General features: G+C 61.2%; 19 protein-coding genes. 14 read left to right on the top strand and 5 right to left on the bottom strand.

What is annotated here, in order from left to right; translation table 11 throughout:
• Positions 1-117 precede the first annotated feature (117 nt).
• Entirely contained in the window at positions 118-762 is a 645-nt protein-coding gene (locus HU731_RS03510) for an ATPase (RefSeq protein ID WP_186608339.1), read from the top strand.
• 46 nt (positions 763-808) lie between these two features.
• On the top strand, positions 809-1,150 hold the full coding sequence (locus tag HU731_RS03505; protein ID WP_186608338.1) for a hypothetical protein: 342 nt from the start codon (positions 809-811) through the stop codon (positions 1,148-1,150).
• A 172-nt stretch (positions 1,151-1,322) separates the two neighbouring features.
• Here the strand turns inward: HU731_RS03505 and HU731_RS03500 are convergent, their stop codons facing one another.
• Positions 1,323-2,069, bottom strand: coding sequence for a creatininase family protein (locus tag HU731_RS03500; RefSeq protein WP_186608337.1), 747 nt, complete (start codon positions 2,067-2,069; stop codon positions 1,323-1,325).
• A 30-nt stretch (positions 2,070-2,099) separates the two neighbouring features.
• Complete coding sequence (locus tag HU731_RS03495) at positions 2,100-2,828, bottom strand: murein L,D-transpeptidase catalytic domain family protein (protein WP_186608336.1); 729 nt, start codon at positions 2,826-2,828, stop codon at positions 2,100-2,102.
• 39 nt (positions 2,829-2,867) lie between these two features.
• Here HU731_RS03495 and HU731_RS03490 point away from each other — a divergent pair, with 39 nt between their 5' ends.
• Positions 2,868-4,469, top strand: coding sequence for a L,D-transpeptidase family protein (locus HU731_RS03490; RefSeq protein WP_186608335.1), 1,602 nt, complete (start codon positions 2,868-2,870; stop codon positions 4,467-4,469).
• Positions 4,470-4,610: 141 nt separating this feature from the next.
• Here the strand turns inward: HU731_RS03490 and HU731_RS03485 are convergent, their stop codons facing one another.
• On the bottom strand, positions 4,611-6,002 hold the full coding sequence (locus HU731_RS03485) for a sensor histidine kinase (protein WP_186608334.1): 1,392 nt from the start codon (positions 6,000-6,002) through the stop codon (positions 4,611-4,613).
• Positions 5,980-6,663, bottom strand: a complete 684-nt coding sequence (locus tag HU731_RS03480; RefSeq protein ID WP_003191687.1) for a response regulator transcription factor — start codon at positions 6,661-6,663, stop codon at positions 5,980-5,982. The genes HU731_RS03485 and HU731_RS03480 overlap by 23 nt, the downstream gene beginning before the upstream one ends.
• Before the next feature lie 375 nt (positions 6,664-7,038).
• Between HU731_RS03480 and HU731_RS03475 the strand changes: the two genes are divergently transcribed.
• The gene (locus tag HU731_RS03475; RefSeq protein ID WP_186608333.1) at positions 7,039-7,944 is read left to right on the top strand and encodes a hypothetical protein; all 906 of its coding nucleotides are present in this window, start codon (positions 7,039-7,041) and stop codon (positions 7,942-7,944) included.
• Positions 7,945-8,081: 137 nt separating this feature from the next.
• On the opposite strand, the gene HU731_RS03470 is transcribed toward HU731_RS03475, so the two are convergent.
• A complete protein-coding gene (locus HU731_RS03470; protein ID WP_005787722.1) occupies positions 8,082-8,990 on the bottom strand; it encodes a MurR/RpiR family transcriptional regulator in 909 nt (302 codons plus the stop codon).
• A 284-nt stretch (positions 8,991-9,274) separates the two neighbouring features.
• Between HU731_RS03470 and HU731_RS03465 the strand changes: the two genes are divergently transcribed.
• The 10 genes from HU731_RS03465 (at position 9,275) to HU731_RS03420 (ending at position 21,085) form a co-directional block, all read left to right on the top strand.
• Entirely contained in the window at positions 9,275-11,212 is a 1,938-nt protein-coding gene (locus HU731_RS03465) for a bifunctional 5-dehydro-2-deoxygluconokinase/5-dehydro-2-deoxyphosphogluconate aldolase (RefSeq protein WP_186608332.1), read from the top strand.
• Between the two features lie 149 nt (positions 11,213-11,361).
• Entirely contained in the window at positions 11,362-12,249 is an 888-nt protein-coding gene (iolE, locus tag HU731_RS03460; protein ID WP_186608331.1) for a myo-inosose-2 dehydratase, read from the top strand.
• A 3-nt stretch (positions 12,250-12,252) separates the two neighbouring features.
• Entirely contained in the window at positions 12,253-13,041 is a 789-nt protein-coding gene (gene iolB, locus HU731_RS03455) for a 5-deoxy-glucuronate isomerase (RefSeq protein ID WP_186608330.1), read from the top strand.
• Between the two features lie 26 nt (positions 13,042-13,067).
• A complete protein-coding gene (locus tag HU731_RS03450; RefSeq protein WP_186608329.1) occupies positions 13,068-13,889 on the top strand; it encodes a TIM barrel protein in 822 nt (273 codons plus the stop codon).
• Positions 13,890-14,037: 148 nt separating this feature from the next.
• Positions 14,038-15,969: a 3D-(3,5/4)-trihydroxycyclohexane-1,2-dione acylhydrolase (decyclizing) gene (iolD, locus tag HU731_RS03445; protein ID WP_186608328.1), complete on the top strand. Its 1,932-nt coding sequence runs from the start codon at positions 14,038-14,040 to the stop codon at positions 15,967-15,969.
• Positions 15,970-15,988: 19 nt separating this feature from the next.
• Complete coding sequence (iolG, locus tag HU731_RS03440) at positions 15,989-16,999, top strand: bifunctional inositol 2-dehydrogenase/D-chiro-inositol 1-dehydrogenase (RefSeq protein ID WP_186608327.1); 1,011 nt, start codon at positions 15,989-15,991, stop codon at positions 16,997-16,999.
• A 150-nt stretch (positions 17,000-17,149) separates the two neighbouring features.
• Positions 17,150-18,178: a Gfo/Idh/MocA family protein gene (locus HU731_RS03435; protein WP_186608326.1), complete on the top strand. Its 1,029-nt coding sequence runs from the start codon at positions 17,150-17,152 to the stop codon at positions 18,176-18,178.
• Positions 18,179-18,304: 126 nt separating this feature from the next.
• A complete protein-coding gene (locus HU731_RS03430; RefSeq protein ID WP_003191673.1) occupies positions 18,305-18,481 on the top strand; it encodes a hypothetical protein in 177 nt (58 codons plus the stop codon).
• A 50-nt stretch (positions 18,482-18,531) separates the two neighbouring features.
• Positions 18,532-19,467, top strand: coding sequence for a sugar ABC transporter substrate-binding protein (locus HU731_RS03425; protein ID WP_014718766.1), 936 nt, complete (start codon positions 18,532-18,534; stop codon positions 19,465-19,467).
• A 64-nt stretch (positions 19,468-19,531) separates the two neighbouring features.
• Positions 19,532-21,085 carry a sugar ABC transporter ATP-binding protein gene (locus tag HU731_RS03420; RefSeq protein WP_032897009.1) on the top strand — a complete coding sequence of 518 codons (1,554 nt, stop codon included), beginning with the start codon at positions 19,532-19,534 and terminating at the stop codon, positions 21,083-21,085.
• The last annotated feature ends 7 nt before the right edge of the window (positions 21,086-21,092 follow it).

The following is a 21,092-nucleotide window of genomic DNA, read 5'->3' as shown; positions in this document are numbered from 1 at the left end:
ATGGGCGGCCTGACACTATCGGTTCAAATGATAGTCACCATCAAGGATCACAAGTTCTGTTTTTTCGCCAAACGCGCAGAATCTGCACATCGAGACGCAGCCCAAGGAAAATGCGCGATGAGGACGATTATCCAGTTGGCTTTGATGGCCCTGATGCTGGGCACCGCGGTCATGACCACCCCGGCGATGGCCGATGAAGTGCGTACAGGCCATTTGCTGCCACTGGTGGGTAGCGTAGACTCCCTGCAGCGTGCCCAGTCGGTGGGGGTATTGTTCAGTGAAAACACCCGCGACAACCTCAGCTACCTTGAACGCTACCACGCCATGGCGCTGAACGGCGCCAAGGATGCGCTGGATGGGCGGATTCGCGAGGCGTTCGTCAACAGCTCCGACCCGGAACTGGCGATCGACTGGTTGATGCACTCGTTGCAGGGCACTTTTTTCTCGGTGACGGTCTATAGCAGCCTGGATGCCCTGGTGCAGGCGCACCCGGATGTGGTGGTGGTGCTCGATACCCATAACCAATTGCTCACCCAGCGTAATGACCAGGTCGAAGCACGCTTTGTCGCACGCTTCTATGATGCGAACCTGCAGTTTATCGCCAAGGCCGAAGGCTCGGTGGACAAGCACGTGCCGTCAGTGTGGGTACACGACAAGGCGGCCCCGGAGATTGCTGCACTGATCGAGCAACAACGCGATGTACAGCAAGATGCCCTGAAGCAGTTCGATGCGTCGCTCAAGGCCCTGGTTCGCGCAGGTTGACCCACGAATGGTTGTGAACCCTATTTGGTTATTTTCAGGAATGTTTATGCGCTCTTTCTTCGCCCCGGCCCTGGCTTGTGCTTCGTTGTTGCTGACCGGCTGTATCACGGCGCCCAATGCCCCCTCGCTGACCCTGCACACCAACAAGACCCCCGACGGCTATGTGCAATGCGTATTGCCCAAGCTGGAAAAGCACGGCATCACCTCGACCGTCACCCAGAACTCGCGTCACGCCAAGGTGCTGTTGACCAGCAAGATTGCCGCCGATGATGTGCTGGAGGCCTACAAGTCCCAGGACGGCACCAAGGTGTTCCTGTATGAGCGCAAGCCACTGGCTTCGGCGATCAAGCCATCGCGGCTGGAACAGGCCGCGCAGGATTGCAAATAAACCCCGGCACAACGCAAACCCAAATGTGGGCGGGGGCAACCTCTGACACCCTGTAGGAGCGAGCTTGCTCGCGAAAAACTCACAGGCGCCGCGTTTATTCAGTAACCGCGCGTTATCGTTGACGTCTTTCGCGAGCAAGCTCGCTCCTACAGGGTATTGGCGGCCATTTGGATCAGGGTTTGGCTTCGTTGCTGAAGCTGTCGACAGTCTTGACCAGCCCCTGCGCCGCCAACGCCACCAACTCACCACCTTTCTCCACGGTGGCCAACGCCGGGTCCGAGCCCATGCGGCCGTCAGGGAAGCGCGCACGGAAGTCCAGGGCTTCGCGGATCGGGCCGGTGTTGGCGATTTGCGGTGAGTACTCGGCAGACTTGAGCGCGTCCGGATACGCCCACTGCGTCACGGCAATTTCCGACGGCGTGGCGTGGCTGCCATGCCCGACCGGGAATTGACGCTGGGCCAGGTCAGTGACGCCTTCCAGGTCCCACCAGTTCACCAGTTTCAGCGCGAACCCGGCCGGGCGGCCGGCGAAGCTGGCTTCGGCGTACAGCTCGGAGAACGCCGCTTCAATCGTCGCGATGTTGCCGCCGTGGCCGTTGAGGAACAGGATCTTTTCGAAACCATGCCCGGCCAGCGAGCGCACCCAGTCGCCAATCGCGGCGATAAAGGTGGAAGGGCGCAGGGAGATGGTGCCGGGAAAGCCCAGGTGGTGCTGGGCCATGCCGATATTGAAGGTCGGGCCGACGAGGATGTCGGCGTGCTTCTGTGCCTCATGAGCGATGATTTCCGGGCACATCCAGTCAGTGCCCAAGAGGCCGGTGGGGCCATGTTGCTCGTTGGAGCCGATGGGAATCACCACCGTGCGGCTGCGTTCCAGGAACTGCCCGATTTCGATCCAGGTGGAGGTGTGTAGAAGCATGCGACGCTCTCTTTTATCTATGGGGACAGGCTATCCGCCACGGATTGTACGACTACTCGCCACCTGTTGGGGTTTGCAATTGAGGTAGGTCGATGACTTCAGCCAGCGCTGGTCGGGGTACCACGAAAACATGAACTGCCCGTCCTTGAGCTTGTCCACCACTTGGCGGGCAACTTGCGGACGCACGGCCGGGCAACCTTGGCTGCGGCCGATACGGCCGTCGCGCTTGCTCCACAACGGGCTGACGTAGTCGGCAGCATGAATCACGATGGCGCGGTCGCGGGCCTGGTCATTGAAACCGGGTTCCAAACCGTCCATGCGCAGCGAGTAGCCATGGGCACCCAGGTAGCTTTCCTGGGTGCGGAACAACCCCAGGCTCGACTGATGGCTGCCTTCAAGGTTGGAAAACTGGGTGGCGAAGTTTTCCCCGGACTTGGCGCCGTGGGCCACCAGGTCGCGCAAAACGAGGGTCTTTTTGCGCAGGTCGAAGATCCACAGGCGACGGGCGGTCGAGGGCTGGGAGTAGTCAATAACCGCTAGGCGATCGGAACGTTCCTCGCCGTTATTGACCGCGCACTGCACGGCGCTCAGGGCGCTTTTGAGGACGGTGGGATTGAGTTCTGGAGCCGAGCGCGCCAGGCTGCTATACAGGGAAGGAGAGGTGCCATTGGCGGCGAGCGCAACATTGCTCAATAAAGCCAGGCCCCCGGTGATCAAGCCCAGGCTGGTTAGCCTGAGCAGGCGTATAAAAGTCAGCATCTACAGTCGAGTCCCCGCTGTGGAGTGGAGCTAAGTCAATTGTTCAAAAAACACGCATGTTACTTGAGCATTTGCCTGCTCGTTGCACCATTGGTCGCTACAGCCCAAACGCTGCCGCTGGAACCATTGCCCGTCACCACCCCTGCACCGGTCGCGCTGGCGCCGCTGCAACAGGCATTGGCGCAGTTGACCAGTGTCTGCCCGCAACTTGCCCCGCGCATCGATGCTGCGGCGTTGGTGCGCCTGCAAGCTTTTTACCAGCAGCAGGGTGATGCCCCGCTATGGGCGGCTGACGAGCGCCGGCAAGCCTTGCACAGCCAGTTGCTGATGCTTGCCGACGATGGCCTGGACCCCACCCACTATAGCTTGCCCACGGCGGATGCCACGGCCAACGTGCTGTGCAGCGATATCGCCCACAGCCAGCAGTACCTGCAAGCCCTGCAGGATTTGCATTACGGACGCCTGCAGCAATCGCGCTTTGAGCCGCTATGGCATTCGCAGCCGCCCAATGGCGATCCTAATGCCCAGGTACTGGCGTTCGCTGCCACCGGCTTGCAAGACATGGCCCAAGCCTTCGATCAGGCGCGGCCGAGCGCCGATTTGTACCGCAGCCTGCGCAATGCCTATGCCGGCGTGCGCCCGCAACCGCTGCCCCAGTGGGACCCGGTCGCTGAGGGCGCGCTGTTGCGCCCGGGGATGAACGACCCCCGCGTGCCGGAGTTGGCGCGGCGCCTGCACAGCGGTGGCTACCTGGCCCAGTTGCCCAGCGGCAACGGCAAGCAGTACCAGGGCGAACTGGTCAAGGCGGTGAAAGCCTTCCAGCTCAGCCACTCGTTGCAGGCCGACGGCGTGGTCGGCGCCGGCACCGTGGCCGAACTCAATATCAGCCCGGCGGTGCGTCGTGAGCAGCTGCGCATCAACCTGGAGCGCTTCCGCTGGCTGGCCCAGGACCTGGAGCCTGAAGGCGTCGTGGTCAATGTGGCCGCCGCGCAACTGAGCGTGTACCAGAGCGGCATCCCGGTGTGGCAAACCCGTCTGCAAGTGGGCCGTGCCGAACGCCAGACGCCGTTGCTCAAGTCGCGCATCACCCGGCTGACCCTCAACCCCACCTGGACCATCCCGCCGACCATCATGCGCGAGGACAAACTGCCCGCCATCCGCCTCAACCCTGAATACCTGCGCCAGCAAAACCTGCAAGTGCTCGACGCCGAAGGTCACCCATTGGCCGCCGACCAAGTCGACTGGGCGCGCCCCGGCAATATCCTGTTGCGCCAGCAGGCCGGCCCGCGTAACCCGTTGGGCAAGATTGTGATGCGCTTTCCCAACCCGTATTCGGTGTACCTGCACGACACCCCCAGCCAACCCTTGTTCACCAAGGGCCCGCGGGCGTTCAGTTCGGGATGCGTACGGGTCGAGCAACCGTTGTTATTGCGCGACCTGCTGGTAACGCCGGCCGAACGCACCCGCACCGATGAACTGCTGGCGACCGGCGAAACCCATGAGTTCAGGCTGGCCACACCGGTACCGGTGCTGTTGGGGTATTGGACGGTAGAAGTGGATCGCCAGGGCGAGCTGGTGTACGCGCCGGATATTTATGCGCGTGACCCGGTGTTGATCAAGGCCATGGGCAGCGTGTTATAGCGCCAGATGCCTTGATACTTATCACCAACGTAGGAGCGAGCTTGCTCGCGAAAAACGCCAACGATAACGCGCGCTTCCTGAATAAACGCGGCGCCTGTGAGTTTTTCGCGAGCAAGCTCGCTCCTACATTGCGTCAGGGTTCTATTCCGGCATCAGTTGCTGGCGGCATTCGAGCACCAACCGGGCGCCGCCCAGCTCACTGGTGCCGACCTCCAACTTGAAGCCATGCAAATTGATGATCGCCGCCACAATCGACAGTCCCAAACCAAACCCGCCTTGCTGATCGCTCTCATCGACCCGATAGAAACGCTGGAACACCGACGCGCGCTCGGCAGCCGGAATGCCCGGCCCGGAGTCGAGCACTTCGATGCGCGTACTGCCCAGGTCGTTGACTGCCCGCAGAATCACCTTGCCCTTGGGTGGGGTGAACTTGATCGAATTACTCAGCAGGTTGGCCAGGGCTTCAAACAACAGCGCACGGTCACCGGTAATCCACGGCAGTGAGTCAGGCGCCTGCAACACCAGCTCCAGTTCGCCTTCTTCGGCCAGGGGCAGATAGAAGTCATGCAACTCGCGCAGCAACGGCAGCGGGTCCAGCACCAGGAAGCCCGAGCGGCGCTGGTGGTCCTCCAGTTCCGAGATGCGCAGCAGCCCGCGAAAGCGCGCCATCAGCGTGTCGGTTTCGGCGATGGCGTCATCGAGTTTTACCGCGTGGGCCGAGTCTTCCTCGGCTTGTTGCTTAATGCGATAAAGCTGGGCGCGCAAGCGGGTGAGCGGGGTGCGCAGGTCGTGGGCGATGTTGTCGCACACGCCCTTGACCTCGTTCATCAGCTTTTCGATGCGGTCGAGCATCGCGTTGACGATGGCGGCGAGCATGTCCAGTTCGTCGCGCCGGTTGGACAGCGGCAGGCGGTGCGTGAGGTCGCCGGCGACAATGGCCTCGGCGCTGGCCTGGATCCCGCGAATGCGCCGCAACGGGCGACGGCGCAGCAGGTGCCAGCCGGCAGCGCCGGGGATAATGGTCAAGGACAGCGCCCACAGCAGGGCATGCCAGATAATCCGTGTGACCCCGAACAACGAGCCGTTGGCGCGCACCAACACCAGCCAGCGGCCGTCTTCGGTGTGGGTGGCCACGGCGTCGCAGCTGTCCTTGGGCAGTTTGGGGTCATCGGATTGCACGCAATTGGTGAGGGCGTGGATCTTGCCGTCCAGCGGCAGGTCGGGTGGTACGGCGTGGATCGGCCCGCTCAAGGGGCGAAATTGCTCATCGAACAGGCCATAGGCGTCCACGCCCTTCATGTCGAAGGTCATGCTGGTGGTAAGCGCCTCCACCAATTCTTCGCCGTCAAAGCGCTGGAACAGGTGCTGGCGCTGCAGCAGGGAATGGCGCGACAAGTCGCTGAGGTAGCCCGACACCTCGTAGTACAGCACCCCCATGAGGATGCAGCTCCAGGCCACGAACAACGAACTGTACAGCGCCAGCAAGCGGCTGCTGGAAGAGCGCCAGCCTTTAGAGGGGTTCAGCAATGACATAACCCGAGCCTCGTACCGTGCGGATCAGCGGCGTGAGGCCCGGTGGGTCGATTTTCTTGCGTAGACGGCCAATGTGCACGTCGATCAGGTTGGTGCCGGGGTCGAAGTGATAGCCCCAGACTTCCTCGAAAATCATCATCCGCGACAGGATCTGCCCGGTGTTGCGCATCAGGAATTCAAGCAATTTGTATTCGGTGGGCAGCAGGGTCAGCGGCTGGTCGGCGCGGCTGGCTTCGCGGCTGATCAGGTTCAGTTCCAGGTCGGCCACGCGCAGGGCGGTTTCGAACTCCTGGACCGTGCTTTTACGCCGCAGCAGCACCTCGACACGGGCGGCCATTTCATCCGAGGCGAACGGCTTGGTCAGGTAGTCATCGCCGCCGGCACGCAGGCCGCGCACGCGCTCGTCGACATCGGAGAGGGCGCTGATCATCAGGATCGGCGTAGACACCCCAATGGTGCGCAACGTGGTGACGATGGCCAGGCCATCGAGTTCGGGCAGCATGCGGTCGAGGGTGATCAGGTCGTAATCACCACTCACAGCGCGGACCAGGCCCTCGCGGCCGTTGTCCACCCAATCTACGTCCAGTCCATGGCTACTCAGCTCGGCGACAATCTCGCGGGCCGTTACGGCGTCATCCTCGATGGTCAAAATGCGGGTCATAGGATTACCTGGTGAGCGTTCACACTAGAAGTGGCGACATTTTGCCAAGAAGTTGCTGAATGTTTCCTAAATAAAACTTCATCTTCTTCAAACCGACATCGCCCTGTGGGAGCTGGCTTGCCTGCGATGGCGGCTTACCTGCTGGCATATTCGTTGGCGGTCATGCCGCTATCGCAGGCAAGCCAGCTCCCACAGGGGAGTGCATTACGCCCGCCTAATATCGCCGTTTATTGCAACCTGCATGATCTGGCTAAGTTCAATTTAAATAAATCATTGAAATTAAAGGAATTTAATTTTAATCGCCGCTGGCACGCTGCCTGCACTGTCCGTTTTGAGACTTGTAACATCATTTTTCGTGCCTGGAGCAAAACAACAATGATCACATCCTCATCCACGCTGCAAGAGTCAAGCACGCTTTCCGGGGTTTCCTGGGGGGCGATTTTTGCCGGGGCCGCTGCGGCGGCTGCCTTGTCATTGATCCTGGTGTTGCTGGGTTTCGGCCTGGGCTTCTCGGCGGTGTCGCCGTGGGCGGACAGCGGTATCAGCGCCAAGGGCCTTGGCATTTCCACGATTGTCTGGCTGGCGTTCACCCAGATCGTCGCTTCTGGCCTGGGCGGTTACATCGCCGGTCGGTTGCGGGTGAAGTGGGCCAATATGCACGGCGACGAGGTGTACTTTCGCGATACCGCCCATGGCTTCCTGGCGTGGGCAGTGGCCACCTTGATCACGGCGATGCTGGTGGTCGGCTCGGTCAGCAGTGTGGTCAGCGGCGGCGTGAAAGCTGGCGCGAGTGTGGCATCGGGCGCCGCCAGCGGCCTTACCCAAGCTGCCGGCAGTGCGGCCAAGGGCGCCGACAGTGGCGACTTCGGTTATTACGTCGACAGCCTGTTCCGCGATGATCGCCCTGCGGCGGTCAGCGATGATGCGGCGCATGCCGTGGTCGGACGCATCCTGACGCGTACGTTGAGCAACGACGGCCAACTGGCCGCGGAAGACCGCGCCTACCTGGCCCAACTGATCAGCCAACGCACCAACCTTAGCCAGGCCGATGCCGAAGCCCGTATCGACAAGGTGTATGGCGATGCGCGCAAAGCCGTTGAAGACGCCAAGCTCAAGGCCAAGCAAGCCGCTGAGACTGCGGCGAAAGTGGCAGCCTACACCTCGCTGTGGACCTTCGTGGCCCTGCTCATCGGTGCGTTCTTCGCCAGCTTCGCCGCCACCTTCGGCGGTCGCCGCCGGGATGCCGTGGTGTACGTCGACACCGAAAACTACGTTCGTTAATTCAAGGAGAACATGATGCGCTCATTACTGCTGTGGTTCCTCGGCGTGCCGATTCCAGTGATCATCCTGATCGCGATCTTCATGCACTAAACCCACTCCTGGCTCGCTCCTATAGAAGGCAGATAGGGCAAGCCTTGTCAGTCGTCGAATCCTACCTGCTCGTGAATCTCATCCACCTTCAATTCCAACCGATACGCCACCGCAATAAACAACGCCTGGCACAGGCACAGAGTGGCGCTCAACGAGCGGAAAGCAAACGAAGAACCTTCATTGACCAACAGCACTGCGTTCGCCCGCTTGGCCAGGGGCGACAGGTTGCTGTCGGTGATGATCAGGGTCTTGGCCTGGTGATGCTGCGCGATGCGCAGGCAGTGCTGGGTCTCTTTGCCGTAGGGCGTGAAGCTGATGGCGATCACCAGGTCATTGGCGCGCACGCTGCGCATCTGCTCGCGATAACTGCCGCCTAGCCCCGAGATCAAGTGGATGCGCTTGTTGGTGTGCTGCAGGTTGTAGACCAGGTAGTCGGCTACCGCAAAAGAGCGGCGCACCCCGACCACGTAGATGTTGTCGGCATTGACCACCAGGTCCACGGCTTTCTCGAAGGCCGCATCGTCCAGCTCCAGCCCCAGGCGTTCGATGCCCGAGAGGGTAGCGTTGACGCACTCGCGCGCCAGGTCGCCGCCGCTGGCCTTCTGCGACTTGTTGGCGATCATGCTGCGGATGCGCTGCTGGTAGTTCTGCACCGGCGTGGTCTTGTGGGTATACGCCTCGCGAAACAGCGCCTGCATCTCACTGAACCCACTGAAGCCGAAACGCTGGGAAAACCGCACGATGGCCGAGGGGTGCACTTCGCATTCCCGGGCGATGTCGCTGATGCGGTCGACCATGATCCGGTCGCTCTGCTGGCTCATGTAACTGGCGATGCGTTTGAGCTGGCGCGGCAGGCTCTCGTATTCGTCGGTGATCAGCTGCAACAGGCGTTCGGCATTGATCGGAGGGCTGGCGACAGTTTCTTCCAGGGTGGTCTCGGGATCGGTGCGGGACATGGGCAATCCTTCTGGCGTGTTCGTCTGATGCGCTGATAGGTGGCGCAAGTCTACAGGGTAGGCGCAAAAAAATACCCCGGCATCACGGCCCGCGTGGCCTGCTGAAACGATGCATGGGCGCTGGCGTGCCTCTATCCTGGAGTATTGGAAAAAATATTCCACATAAAATAATTATGGAATAAATATTGATTGCTGCCTCCGGACGTTCTAGTCTGCTCCCACCAAGAGCGTTTGCCGTCGCCACGGCGGCACAACGCAGGCTGATAAAAATAACAGGAGCCAGCATGGGCCAGACTCGTTTTGCCAGTGGGCGTCAATTGGATCTGATTTGCCTCGGGCGCCTGGGCGTCGACCTCTATGCGCAGCAAGTCGGTGCGCGGCTTGAGGATGTGTCCAGCTTCGCCAAGTATCTGGGCGGTTCCTCCGCCAATATCGCTTTCGGCACGGCCAGGCTTGGGCTCAAGTCGGCGATGCTGAGCCGGGTGGGCGATGACCACATGGGCCGTTTCCTGGTGGAATCCCTGGCCCGCGAAGGCTGCGATGTCAGCGGCATCAAGGTCGACCCGGAGCGTCTCACCGCCCTGGTGCTGCTGGGCCTCAAAGACCGTGAAACCTTCCCTCTGGTGTTCTACCGCGAAAACTGCGCCGACATGGCTCTGCGCGCCGAAGACATCAGCGAAAGCTTCATTGCCTCCAGCAAGGCGCTGTTGATCACCGGCACGCATTTCTCCACCGACGGCGTGTACAAGGCCAGCCTCCAGGCTCTGGATTACGCGGCCAAGCACAACGTCAAGCGCGTGCTCGACATCGACTATCGCCCCGTATTGTGGGGCCTGGCGGGCAGGGCCGATGGCGAAACCCGTTTCGTCGCCGACCAGAATGTCAGCCAGCACGTGCAGAAGATCCTGCCGCGTTTCGACCTGATCGTCGGCACCGAAGAAGAATTCCTGATTGCAGGCGGCAGTGAAGACCTGCTCACAGCCCTGCGCACCGTACGTGAACTGACCCCGGCCACCCTGGTGGTCAAGCTCGGTCCCCAGGGCTGCACGGTGATCCACGGCGCGATTCCCGCGCGCCTGGAAGACGGAGCGATCTACCCCGGTGTGCGCGTTGAAGTGCTCAACGTGCTGGGCGCCGGCGATGCCTTTATGTCGGGCTTTCTCAGCGGCTGGATTAATGACGCCAGCGATGAACGTTGCAGCCAGTTGGCCAACGCCTGCGGCGGCCTGGTGGTGTCGCGTCACGCCTGTGCGCCAGCGATGCCGACACCCGCCGAGCTCGATTACCTGTTCAACAGCCCGGTGCCCATCACGCGGCCGGACCAGGACGTGACCCTGCAACGCCTGCACCGTGTCACGGTGCCGCGCAAGGCGTGGAAGCAGCTGTTCGTGTTTGCTTTCGACCACCGTTGGCAATTGGTGGAGCTGGCGCAAAAAGGCGGCCAGGCCCCTGAGCGTATCAGCGACATCAAGCAGCTGTTTATCCAGGCCATCGAACGCGTGGAGCGCAAACTCAGCGAGCAGGGCGTCGAGGCGGATGTGGGCCTGCTCGCCGACCAACGCTTTGGCCAGGATGCACTCAACGCCGCCAGCGGTCGCGGCTGGTGGATCGCTCGCCCGGTGGAAGTGCAGAACTCGCGGCCCCTGGCGTTCGAGCACGGGCGCTCGATCGGTAGCAACCTGATTGCCTGGCCTCAGGAACAGATCATCAAGTGCCTGGTGCAATTTCACCCCGATGACGAGCCGATGCTGCGCCTGGAACAGGAAGCGCAACTCAAGGCGGTGTACGAGGCGTCGCTGGTCAGTGGCCACGAACTGCTGCTGGAAGTCATCCCGCCCAAGGATCACCCGTCCACTTATCCGGACGTGCTCTACCGCAGCCTCAAGCGCCTCTACAACCTGGGCATTTACCCGGCCTGGTGGAAGATCGAAACCCAGTCGGCCGCAGGCTGGAAAAAGCTCGACGAACTGATCCAGGAACGCGACCCCTACTGCCGTGGCGTGGTGTTGCTGGGCCTGAATGCTTCGCCTGAGTTTCTGGCCGATGGCTTCAAGCAGGCCAGCCAGAGCAGCACCTGCCGTGGGTTTGCCGTTGGCCGCACGATCTTCCACGAGCCGAGCCGGGCGTGGATGGCGGGGGAGATTGATGATGAAACGCTGATCCAGCAGGTTCAGCAGACCTTCGAACAACTCATCAACGCCTGGCTCAGCGCCCGAACCTGATGCATGACCGATACCTGTAGGAGCGAGCTTGCTCGCGAAGATCGTTAACGATTACTCGGGCATTCTGGCGAAACGCGCTGCCCTTGCGTTTTTCGCGAGCAAGCTCGCTCCTACAGTTGAGAAGCGACTTGAATAATAAAGGTGCAGCCATGCCCGCAATCCGAATTGGCATCAACCCGATCTCCTGGAGCAACGACGACCTCCCGGCCCTCGGCGGTGAAACCCCGCTGAGCACGGCCCTGAGCGAAGGCAAGGACATCGGCTACGAAGGTTTTGAGCTCAACGGCAAGTTCCCCAAGGATGCCCAGGGCGTCGCTGACGTGTTGCGCCCCTATGACCTGGCGCTGGTGTCCGGTTGGTACTCCAGCCGCCTGGCCCGCCGTTCGGTGGCTGAAGAAATCGAGGCCATTGCCGGCCATGTCGAACTGCTCAAACACAACGGCGCCTCGGTGCTGGTATACGGCGAAGTGGCCGACTCGATCCAGGGCTCGCGCATCCGCCTGATCGAGCGTCCGCGTTTTCACAGTGAGCAGGCCTGGCAGGCTTACGCCGACAAACTCACCGAACTGGCGCGCTTCACCTTGTCCCAGGGCGTGCGCCTGGCCTACCACCACCATATGGGCGCGTACGTCGAATCCCCCGACGACATCGACCAGTTGATGAAACGCACGGGCCCGGAAGTCGGCTTGCTGTTCGATTCAGGCCACTGCTACATGGGCGGCGGTGAACCCATCGACGTGCTGCGCAAGCATATCGACCGCGTCTGCCATGTGCATTTCAAGGACGTACGCAAACCCGTGGTGCAACTGGCGCGCAACCAGATGTGGAGCTTCCCGGACTGCATCGTCAACGGCACTTTTACCGTGCCCGGCGATGGTGATATCGACTTCGCACCGTTGTTGGATGTGTTGCTCGCGGCGAGCTACAAGGGCTGGCTGGTGGTGGAAGCCGAGCAGGACCCGGCCGTGGCGCCCAGCTATATCTACGCGAAGAAGGGTTACGACACCCTGCGTGCGCTTCTCAACCAGAGGACTTGAGTGATGAGCTTGTTGGTCAAAAGCAGCAAACGCGGGCAAACCATGGTGGCGTTGGAAGCCGGGCGCCTGGAGTACGTGGGCTTTGCCGCCTACCGCCTGAGCCTGGGCGAAACCCTGCCGGTCAGCGCCGGTGATCAGGAGCTGTGCCTGGTGTTGCTCAGCGGTCGGGTGACGATCGAAGGCCAGGGTTTCAGTTGGCAGAACCTGGGTGATCGCCAGTCGGTGTTCGACGACAAATCACCGTTCGCCGCCTACCTGCCGCCCGGTACCGATGCGCAGATCAGCGCCTTGAGCGATGTGCAGATCGCTGTCTGCGCCGCGCCGGGCGCCGAGGGTTTCGCTCCGCGCCTGATCCGCCCGGAACAGTGCAAACGCAGTGTGCGCGGCAAAGGCGCCAATACCCGCTACGTGTGCGACATCCTGCCCGACAGCGAGCCGGCCCATTCGCTGCTGGTGGTGGAAGTGCGCACGCCGTCGGGGCATTCCTCCAGCTACCCGCCGCACAAGCACGACACCGACGACCTGCCGCACCAGAGCTTTCTGGAAGAGACCTACTACCACCAGGTCAACCCGCCCCAGGGCTTTGTATTCCAGCGCGTGTACACGGACGACCGCAGTATTGATCAGGCCATGGCCGTGGAAAACAGTGACCTGGTGGTGGTGCCCAAGGGCTATCACCCGGTCAGCGTGCCGTACGGCTACGAGTCTTATTACCTGAACGTGATGGCCGGCCCCAAGCGTGCCTGGCATTTCCATAACGACCCGCAGCACAGCTGGCTGCTGGACCTATAACCGGTGTTGGACGGAGAACAACAATAATGAAGTCGCCGCTACGTTTTGCCCTTAACCGCATGGTCGCCCCCAACCTGTCCTTGCCGGATTTCATCCAGTTGGCGGCGGCCCTCAACTGCGAGGCCATTGAGATCCGCAATGACCTCAAGAACCGTGAAATCGAATACGGCACACCTGCCAGCCGCGTGCGCGAGTTGTGCGCAGCGCAGGGCATCAAGGTGCTGTCGATCAACGCGCTGTACCCCTTTGATGTGTGGAACGACGAACGTCGTGCCCAGGCAATCGAACTGGCCACCTACGCCCGTGAGTGCGGCGCCGAAGGCTTGGTGATGTGCCCGTTCAATCAGCCTGGCGATACGCGCAACGATGCGCAGCGCGCCGCCGGTTTGCGCACGGCGTTGAGCGAACTGGCGTTGATCCTGCGCGAGTACGGGATTCTCGGTTTCATTGAGCCCCTGGGCTTCACCGTATCCGCCCTGCGCCGCAAGCGCGTGGCAGTGGATGCCATCAAGGCCATCGGTGGCCTGGATGTGTTCCGGGTGGTGCACGACACCTTTCACCATCACCTGGCCGGCGAGCATGAGTTCTTCCCGGAACTGACCGGCCTGGTGCATATCTCCGGGGTGGAAGACCGCGAGGCGCCGCTGGACTCGATCCGCGACGGCCACCGCGTGTTGGTGGGCGAGGACGATATCCTCGGTAATGCGGCGCAGATCGACACGTTGCTGAGCACCGGTTACAGCGGCTACTTGTCGTTCGAGCCGTTTGCCGAAAGCGTGCATGGGTTGGCGGATATCCAGCAGGCGTTGGGCAGCAGCATTGCGTATTTGCAAAAGCCCCTGCCATAACGCGATCAAAATGTGGGAGCTGGCTTGCCTGCGATAGCGGTGTGTCAGGCAATACCTGTGCAACTGATAGACCGCTATCGCAGGCAAGCCAGCTCCCACAGTGGATCGGTGTAGAACATTCCAATTGCATTCATACAAGGTGCAAGTGATGACCACAACAAGATTGACCATGGCCCAGGCCTTGGTGAAGTTCCTGGACAACCAATACATCGAAGTCGACGGCGTACAGAGCAAGTTTGTCGCCGGGGTGTTTACCATTTTCGGGCATGGCAATGTGTTGGGCCTCGGCCAGGCCCTGGAGCAGGACAGCGGTGACCTGGTGGTGCATCAGGGCCGCAATGAGCAAGGCATGGCCCATGCCGCCATCGGGTTTGCCAAGCAGCACCTGCGCCGCAAGATTTATGCGTGCACGGCCTCGGTCGGGCCGGGTGCGGCCAATATGCTCACCGCCGCAGCCACCGCCACCGCCAACCGCATCCCATTGCTGTTGCTGCCCGGCGATGTGTATGCCAGCCGTCAGCCCGACCCGGTGTTGCAGCAGATCGAGCAGTTCCACGACCTGAGCATCAGCACCAACGACGCCTTTCGTTCCGTGAGCAAGTACTGGGACCGCATCAACCGCCCCGAGCAACTGATGACCGCGGCGATCCACGCCATGCGCGTGCTGACCGACCCGGCCGAAACCGGCGCGGTAACCCTGGCCTTGCCCCAGGATGTACAAGCCGAAGCCTGGGACTACCCCGATTACTTCCTGCAAAAACGCGTGCACCGCATCGACCGACGCCCGGCTACCAGCGCCATGATCGGCGACGCGCTGGCGGCGTTTGGCGGCAAGCGCAAGCCGCTGATCATCTGCGGCGGCGGGGTCAAATACTCTGGCGCCAACGCAGCGTTGCAAGCCTTTGCCGAGCGTTTCGATATTCCCTTCGCCGAAACCCAGGCGGGCAAGAGCGCCGTGGTGTCCAGCCATCCACTGAACGTCGGCGGCATTGGCGAAACCGGTTGCCTGGCGGCCAACTTACTGGCGCCCGAGGCCGATTTGATCATTGGCATCGGCACCCGTTATACCGACTTCACCACCTCGTCCAAATCGCTGTTCAAGCACCCGCAGGTGAAGTTTCTCAACCTCAATATCAGCCCAGCCGATGCCTTGAAGCTGGACGGCGTGCAAGTGCTGGCCGATGCAAAAGTGGCCCTTGAAGCACTGGCCACAGCCCTGGGCGATTACCGTTCGGGCTGGGGCGAGCAGATCGCCGACGCCAAGGCGCAACTCGATGCCGAAGTCGACCGCGTGCATCAGGTGCAATACCTGGGTGATGAGTTCGTCCCCGAAGTCGACGACCACCTGGACCGTGCCGTCCTGCGCGAATTCATCGAGCTGACCGGTTCGTGCCTGACCCAAAGCGCCGTGCTTGGCGTGCTCAATGCACGCCTGGCCGATGACGCAATCATCGTCGCCGCTGCTGGCAGCCTGCCCGGCGATTTGCAGCGCGCCTGGCGCAGCAAGGGCGTCAACACCTACCACGTCGAGTATGGCTATTCATGCATGGGCTACGAGATCAACGCCGCCCTGGGCGTGAAGCTGGCCGAGCCAGGCAAGGAGGTGTACGCCCTGGTTGGCGATGGCTCCTACATGATGCTGCACTCGGAGCTGGCCACCTCGATTCAGGAGCGACGCAAGATCAACGTGGTGCTGTTGGACAACATGGCGTTCGGTTGCATCAACAACCTGCAAATCGGCAATGGCATGGACAGCTTCGGCACCGAGTTTCGCTACCGCAACCCCGAGAGCGGCAAGCTCGACGGTGGCCTTGTACCGGTGGACTTCGCCATGAGTGCGGCGGCTTATGGCTGCAAGACCTACAAGGTCAGCACGCTGGAGCAGCTGGAAGCGGCGCTGGCCGACGCCCGCGTGCAAACCGTCTCCACGCTGATCGATATCAAGGTGCTGCCCAAGACTATGGTCCACGGCTACCTGTCGTGGTGGCGGGTGGGGGTGGCGCAAGTGTCCACCAGTGAACGCACAAATGCAGCGGCAAAAAAACTCAATGAACACCTGGCTAAGGCCCGGCAGTACTAACAACAAGAGGAGTGTTTGCATGTCTTTGAAGCTTGGAGTGATCGGTACGGGCGCCATCGGCCGGGACCATATTCGTCGTTGCAGCCAGGCCTTGCTCAACAGCCAGGTGGTGGCCGTCACCGACATCAACCTTGAGCAGGCGGCCCAGGTGGTGGCGGATTTGAAGCTGGACGCCGAGGTGTACCCGGACGGCCATGCGTTGATCAGCGCGCCAGAGGTCGAAGCGGTACTGGTGACGTCCTGGGGGCCGAGCCATGAAGAATTTGTGCTGGCTGCGATTGCCGCCGGCAAACCGGTGTTCTGTGAGAAACCCCTGGCGGTGACGGCCGAGGGCTGCCGCAACATTGTCGAGGCCGAAGTGGCCCACGGCAAACGCCTGGTTCAAGTCGGTTTCATGCGCCCGTACGATCAAGGCTACCGCGCCCTCAAGGCGGTGATCGACAGCGGCCAGATTGGCGAGCCGTTAATGCTGCACTGCGCGCACCGTAACCCCACGGTGGGCGAGAACTACAACACCGGCATGGCGATCACCGACACCCTGATCCATGAGTTGGACGTGCTGCGTTGGCTGCTTAATGACGACTACGTGTCCGTGCAGGTGGTGTTCCCGCGCAAGACCAGCAAGGCGCTGGCGCACCTGCGTGACCCGCAGATCGTGCTGCTGGAAACCGCCAAAGGCACGCGTATCGACGTGGAAGTGTTTGTGAACTGCCAATACGGCTACGACATCCAGTGTGAAGTGGTAGGGGAGAGCGGCATCGCCAAGTTGCCGGAGCCGTCCCAGGTGCAACTGCGCAGCGAGGCGAAGCTGTCCAACGCGATCCTGATGGATTGGAAGGACCGGTTTATCGATGCCTATGACGTGGAGTTGCAGGCGTTTATCGACAGCGTGCTGGCCGGGCAAGTCGGCGGGCCGTCGGCCTGGGATGGGTTTGCGGCGGCGGTGGCGGCGGATGCGTGTATTGAAGCCCAGGGCAGTGGGCAGATTGTGAAAGTCAGCCTGCCGGATCGCCCGCGCTTCTACGGCTAACTCACTGAAGAAATGGGGTTAACACTGTGGGAGCTGGCTTGCCTGCGATAGCGGTCTATCAGTGACAAATTCATTGCCTGACACACTGCTATCGCAGGCAAGCCAGCTCCCACAGTTGATTGGGTTTCCAAATCAATTCTGGAGTTGAGCATGCGAATCGGACTAGTGGGCTACGGCCACGGTGGGCGCTTTTTCCATGCGCCGCTGATCGCCACTTTGCCTGGCGCCACCTTTGTCGGCGTGGTGACGCGTTCACCCGAACGTCGCCAGCAATTGAGTACAGATCTTCCCGGTGTCAAAGCCTTCGATTCCATCGGGCAGATCGTCGAAGCCGGCGTCGATGCCCTGGTGATTTCCACCACCCTCAAAGGTCGCCCGGCCCTGGTGCTGGAAGCCATCGAGCACGGGGTGGCGGTGGTCAGCGATAAACCCTTCGCCGCCAACGCCGAACAAGCCCAGGCCCTGATCACCGCCGCCGAGCGCCAGGGCTCGTTGCTCAGTGTTTATCAGAACCGGCGTTGGGATTCGGATTACCTGACCCTGCGCAAACTGATCGACGCCGGCGCCCTGGGCACCATCACCCGCTTTGAATCCCGCGTGGAGCGCTACAGCCCGCAGGCCGTGGGCAATGCCAGCGGTGGTGGGTGGCTGCGCGACCTGGGCAGCCATCTGGTGGACCAGGCGTTGCAACTGTTCGGCCCGGTGGACCGGGTATTCGCCCAATTGCACTACACCCCTGAACATCCCATCGTGGACCACGGTTTCTTTATCTCCCTTACCCATGCCAACGGCGTGATCTCGCACCTGTGGGGCAACGCGTTGCAGAACAGCCAGGCGCCGCGCTTTCGCGTCAGTGGCAGCTTGGGTTGCTACACCGTCGACGGCCTGGACGGCCAGGAAGAAGCGCTGCTGGCCGGCAAATCACCGAAAACCGAAGGTGAACACTGGGGCGCTGAGGAGCATCGACGCTGGGGCTGGTTTGAGCAAGGGCCGGAGCGTGAGCGGGTGCCGTCGGAGAAAGGCTGCTGGACCCAATTCTATCGGCAGTTGCAAGCGGCCGTAGTGGGGCAGGGGCCGCTGCCGGTCGACGCCTATGACGCCCTGGAAACCACCCGTATATTGGACGCCGCACGCCTGAGCGCCGAGCGCCAGCAGGTGGTTTCGACAAAAATAGAATAAAATTCTAAAACAGGTTGATATGGAAATTATTTTCTAATACAGTCTTTTCCAGGTTGCATAAAGTACGTCCCGGAACCTACGGGCGACTCAACAAAAACAAGATCAAAAACAACCAGGTACCGTCAGATGAAAATCTTCAACGCTGTACTGCGAGTTTTACGCCCCCTCCAAGCGCCACGCGGACTGCCCCGTGCCCGGCCGTTCTACTTCTCCTTTCTGAATGTGCTGTGCGTCGAAAACCAGGGCGCGCTGGTGTGCTGCATTCCAGGCGCGCCGGTGGTGCGACTGACCGCCGAGTCCTGATCAACGCTACGTCGAAAAAAAATCAACAAGAAAGTGGAGACAGACCGTTCATGAAGACCCCGATCCGTTTTACCGCCCTGGCCCTGTCCATGCTGCTGGCCAGTGGCGTTGCCGGCGCCGCCGACCTCAAGGTGGGCGTGACGATGTCCGCGTTCGATGACACCTTCCTCACTTACCTGCGCGAGGACATGGACAAGCAAGCCAAGTCCTATCCAAAAGGCGATGGCGTGCAACTGCAGTTCGAAGATGCCCGTGCCGATGTGGTCAAGCAGTTGAGCCAGGTCGAGAACTTCATCAGCCAGAAGGTCGACGCGATTATCGTCAACCCGGTTGATACCGCGTCGACCAAGAACATCATCAGTGCCGCCACCAAGGCAGGTATTCCGCTGGTGTTCGTCAACCGTCGCCCAGACCAGAAAGACCTGCCCAAGGACGTAGTGGCCGTGACCTCCGATGACGTCGAGGCCGGCCGCCTGCAGATGCAGTACATCGCCGAAAAACTCGGCGGCAAGGGCAAGATCGTGATCCTGCTGGGTGACCTGGCGAACAACTCCACTACCAACCGTACCAAGGGCGTGAAGGAAGTACTGGCCAAGTACCCGGACATCAAGATCGAACAGGAACAAACCGGCATTTGGTTGCGTGACAGGGGCATGACCCTGGTCAACGACTGGCTGACCCAGGGCCGGGAGTTCAATGCGGTGTTGGCCAATAACGATGAGATGGCGATCGGTGCGTCCATGGCCCTGAGATCGGCCGGCAAGGAAAAAGGTAGCGTGTTGATTGCCGGTGTCGACGGCACGCCCGATGGCTTGAATGCGATCACCAAGGGCGACATGACCGTGTCGGCGTTCCAGGACGCCAAGGGCCAGGCGGTGGGTTCGGTGGAAGCGGCGCGCAAGATGGCCAAGAACGAGCCGGTCGAGCAGAACGTGGTGATCCCGTTCCAGTTGATCACCCCGGACAACGTCAAAGACTTCAAGTAGCCCCCACATAACAACAAAAGCTGGCAGGGCGGTCACGGCCGCCCTGCAGATGGAGTACCTCCCTATGCTTGCTCAAGCCGCCACGTCGCAGCCCGCCGCCCACCCGGCGCTGGCGCTGGACGAACCCTACCTGCTGGAAATCCTCAACATCAGCAAAGGCTTTCCCGGTGTCGTGGCCCTGGACGATGTTCAACTGCGGGTGCGCCCCGGCACCGTGCTGGCGTTGATGGGTGAGAACGGTGCGGGCAAGTCGACGCTGATGAAGATCATCGCCGGCATCTACCAGCCCGATGCTGGCGAGATTCGCCTGCGTGGCAAGCCGATCACCTTTGAAACGCCGCTGGCTGCGCAAAAGGCCGGGATCGCGATGATCCACCAGGAACTCAACCTGATGCCCCATATGAGCATCGCCGAGAACATCTGGATCGGCCGCGAACAGCTCAACAGCCTGCACATGGTCAACCACCGCGAAATGCATCGCTGCACCGCCGAGTTGCTGGCGCGCCTGCGCATCAACCTCGACCCGGAAGAACAGGTCGGCAACCTGAGCATCGCCGAACGGCAGATGGTCGAGATTGCCAAGGCCGTGTCCTATGACTCCGACATCCTGATCATGGATGAACCCACCTCGGCCATTACCGACAAGGAAGTGGCCCACCTGTTTTCGATCATTGCCGACCTCAAGTCCCAGGGCAAAGGCATCGTCTATATCACCCACAAGATGAACGAAGTGTTCGCCATCGCCGATGAAGTGGCGGTATTCCGTGACGGCCAATACATCGGCTTGCAACGGGCCGACAGCATGAACAGCGACAGCCTCATCTCGATGATGGTCGGGCGTGAGCTGAGCCAGTTGTTCCCGGTGCGCGAGACGCCGATTGGCGACCTGCTGCTGTCGGTGCGCGACCTGAGCCTGGACGGCGTCTTCAAAGACGTATCGTTCGACCTGCACGCCGGGGAGATCCTCGGTATCGCCGGGCTGATGGGCTCCGGGCGCACCAACGTGGCGGAAACCATTTTTGGCATCACCCCAAGCTCCAGCGGGCAAATCACTCTGGACGGCAAGGCGGTGCGCATTACCGACCCGCATATGGCCATCGAGAAAGGCTTTGCGCTGTTGACCGAGGACCGCAAGCTCAGCGGCCTGTTCCCGTGCCTGTCGGTGCTGGAGAACATGGAGATGGCGGTGTTGCCGCACTATTCGGGCAACGGCTTTATCCAGCAGAAAGCCTTGCGTGCCCTGTGTGAAGACATGTGCAAGAAGCTGCGGGTGAAAACCCCTTCGCTGGAGCAATGCATCGACACCTTGTCCGGCGGCAACCAGCAAAAGGCCTTGCTGGCGCGTTGGTTGATGACCAACCCACGCTTGCTGATCCTGGATGAACCGACGCGCGGCATCGATGTAGGCGCCAAGGCCGAGATCTATCGCTTGATCGCCTTCCTCGCCAGCGAAGGCATGGCAGTGATCATGATTTCTTCCGAACTGCCCGAAGTGCTCGGCATGAGCGACCGGGTGATGGTGATGCACGAAGGTGAGCTGATGGGCACCCTGGACCGCGCCGAGGCGACCCAGGAAAAAGTCATGCAGTTGGCTTCCGGGATGACCGCAGTCCACTGATCTACAG

Source organism: Pseudomonas salmasensis (assembly GCF_014268375.2).
Lineage (GTDB): Bacteria > Pseudomonadota > Gammaproteobacteria > Pseudomonadales > Pseudomonadaceae > Aquipseudomonas > Aquipseudomonas salmasensis.
This window is presented reverse-complemented; position numbering and strand designations above follow the sequence as displayed.

Bases quoted from the DNA above. Each gene is read 5' to 3' on its own strand.
- HU731_RS03510 (WP_186608339.1), top strand. From the start codon at position 118: ATGAGGACGATTATCCAGTTGGCTTTGATGGCCCTGATGCTGGGCACC.
- HU731_RS03505 (WP_186608338.1), top strand. From the start codon at position 809: ATGCGCTCTTTCTTCGCCCCGGCCCTGGCTTGTGCTTCGTTGTTGCTG.
- HU731_RS03500 (WP_186608337.1), bottom strand. From the start codon at position 2,069: ATGCTTCTACACACCTCCACCTGGATCGAAATCGGGCAGTTCCTGGAA.
- HU731_RS03495 (WP_186608336.1), bottom strand. From the start codon at position 2,828: ATGCTGACTTTTATACGCCTGCTCAGGCTAACCAGCCTGGGCTTGATC.
- HU731_RS03485 (WP_186608334.1), bottom strand. From the start codon at position 6,002: ATGTCATTGCTGAACCCCTCTAAAGGCTGGCGCTCTTCCAGCAGCCGC.
- HU731_RS03480 (WP_003191687.1), bottom strand. From the start codon at position 6,663: ATGACCCGCATTTTGACCATCGAGGATGACGCCGTAACGGCCCGCGAG.
- HU731_RS03475 (WP_186608333.1), top strand. From the start codon at position 7,039: ATGATCACATCCTCATCCACGCTGCAAGAGTCAAGCACGCTTTCCGGG.
- HU731_RS03470 (WP_005787722.1), bottom strand. From the start codon at position 8,990: ATGTCCCGCACCGATCCCGAGACCACCCTGGAAGAAACTGTCGCCAGC.
- HU731_RS03465 (WP_186608332.1), top strand. From the start codon at position 9,275: ATGGGCCAGACTCGTTTTGCCAGTGGGCGTCAATTGGATCTGATTTGC.
- iolE (WP_186608331.1), top strand. From the start codon at position 11,362: ATGCCCGCAATCCGAATTGGCATCAACCCGATCTCCTGGAGCAACGAC.
- iolB (WP_186608330.1), top strand. From the start codon at position 12,253: ATGAGCTTGTTGGTCAAAAGCAGCAAACGCGGGCAAACCATGGTGGCG.
- HU731_RS03450 (WP_186608329.1), top strand. From the start codon at position 13,068: ATGAAGTCGCCGCTACGTTTTGCCCTTAACCGCATGGTCGCCCCCAAC.
- iolD (WP_186608328.1), top strand. From the start codon at position 14,038: ATGACCACAACAAGATTGACCATGGCCCAGGCCTTGGTGAAGTTCCTG.
- iolG (WP_186608327.1), top strand. From the start codon at position 15,989: ATGTCTTTGAAGCTTGGAGTGATCGGTACGGGCGCCATCGGCCGGGAC.
- HU731_RS03435 (WP_186608326.1), top strand. From the start codon at position 17,150: ATGCGAATCGGACTAGTGGGCTACGGCCACGGTGGGCGCTTTTTCCAT.
- HU731_RS03430 (WP_003191673.1), top strand. From the start codon at position 18,305: ATGAAAATCTTCAACGCTGTACTGCGAGTTTTACGCCCCCTCCAAGCG.
- HU731_RS03425 (WP_014718766.1), top strand. From the start codon at position 18,532: ATGAAGACCCCGATCCGTTTTACCGCCCTGGCCCTGTCCATGCTGCTG.
- HU731_RS03420 (WP_032897009.1), top strand. From the start codon at position 19,532: ATGCTTGCTCAAGCCGCCACGTCGCAGCCCGCCGCCCACCCGGCGCTG.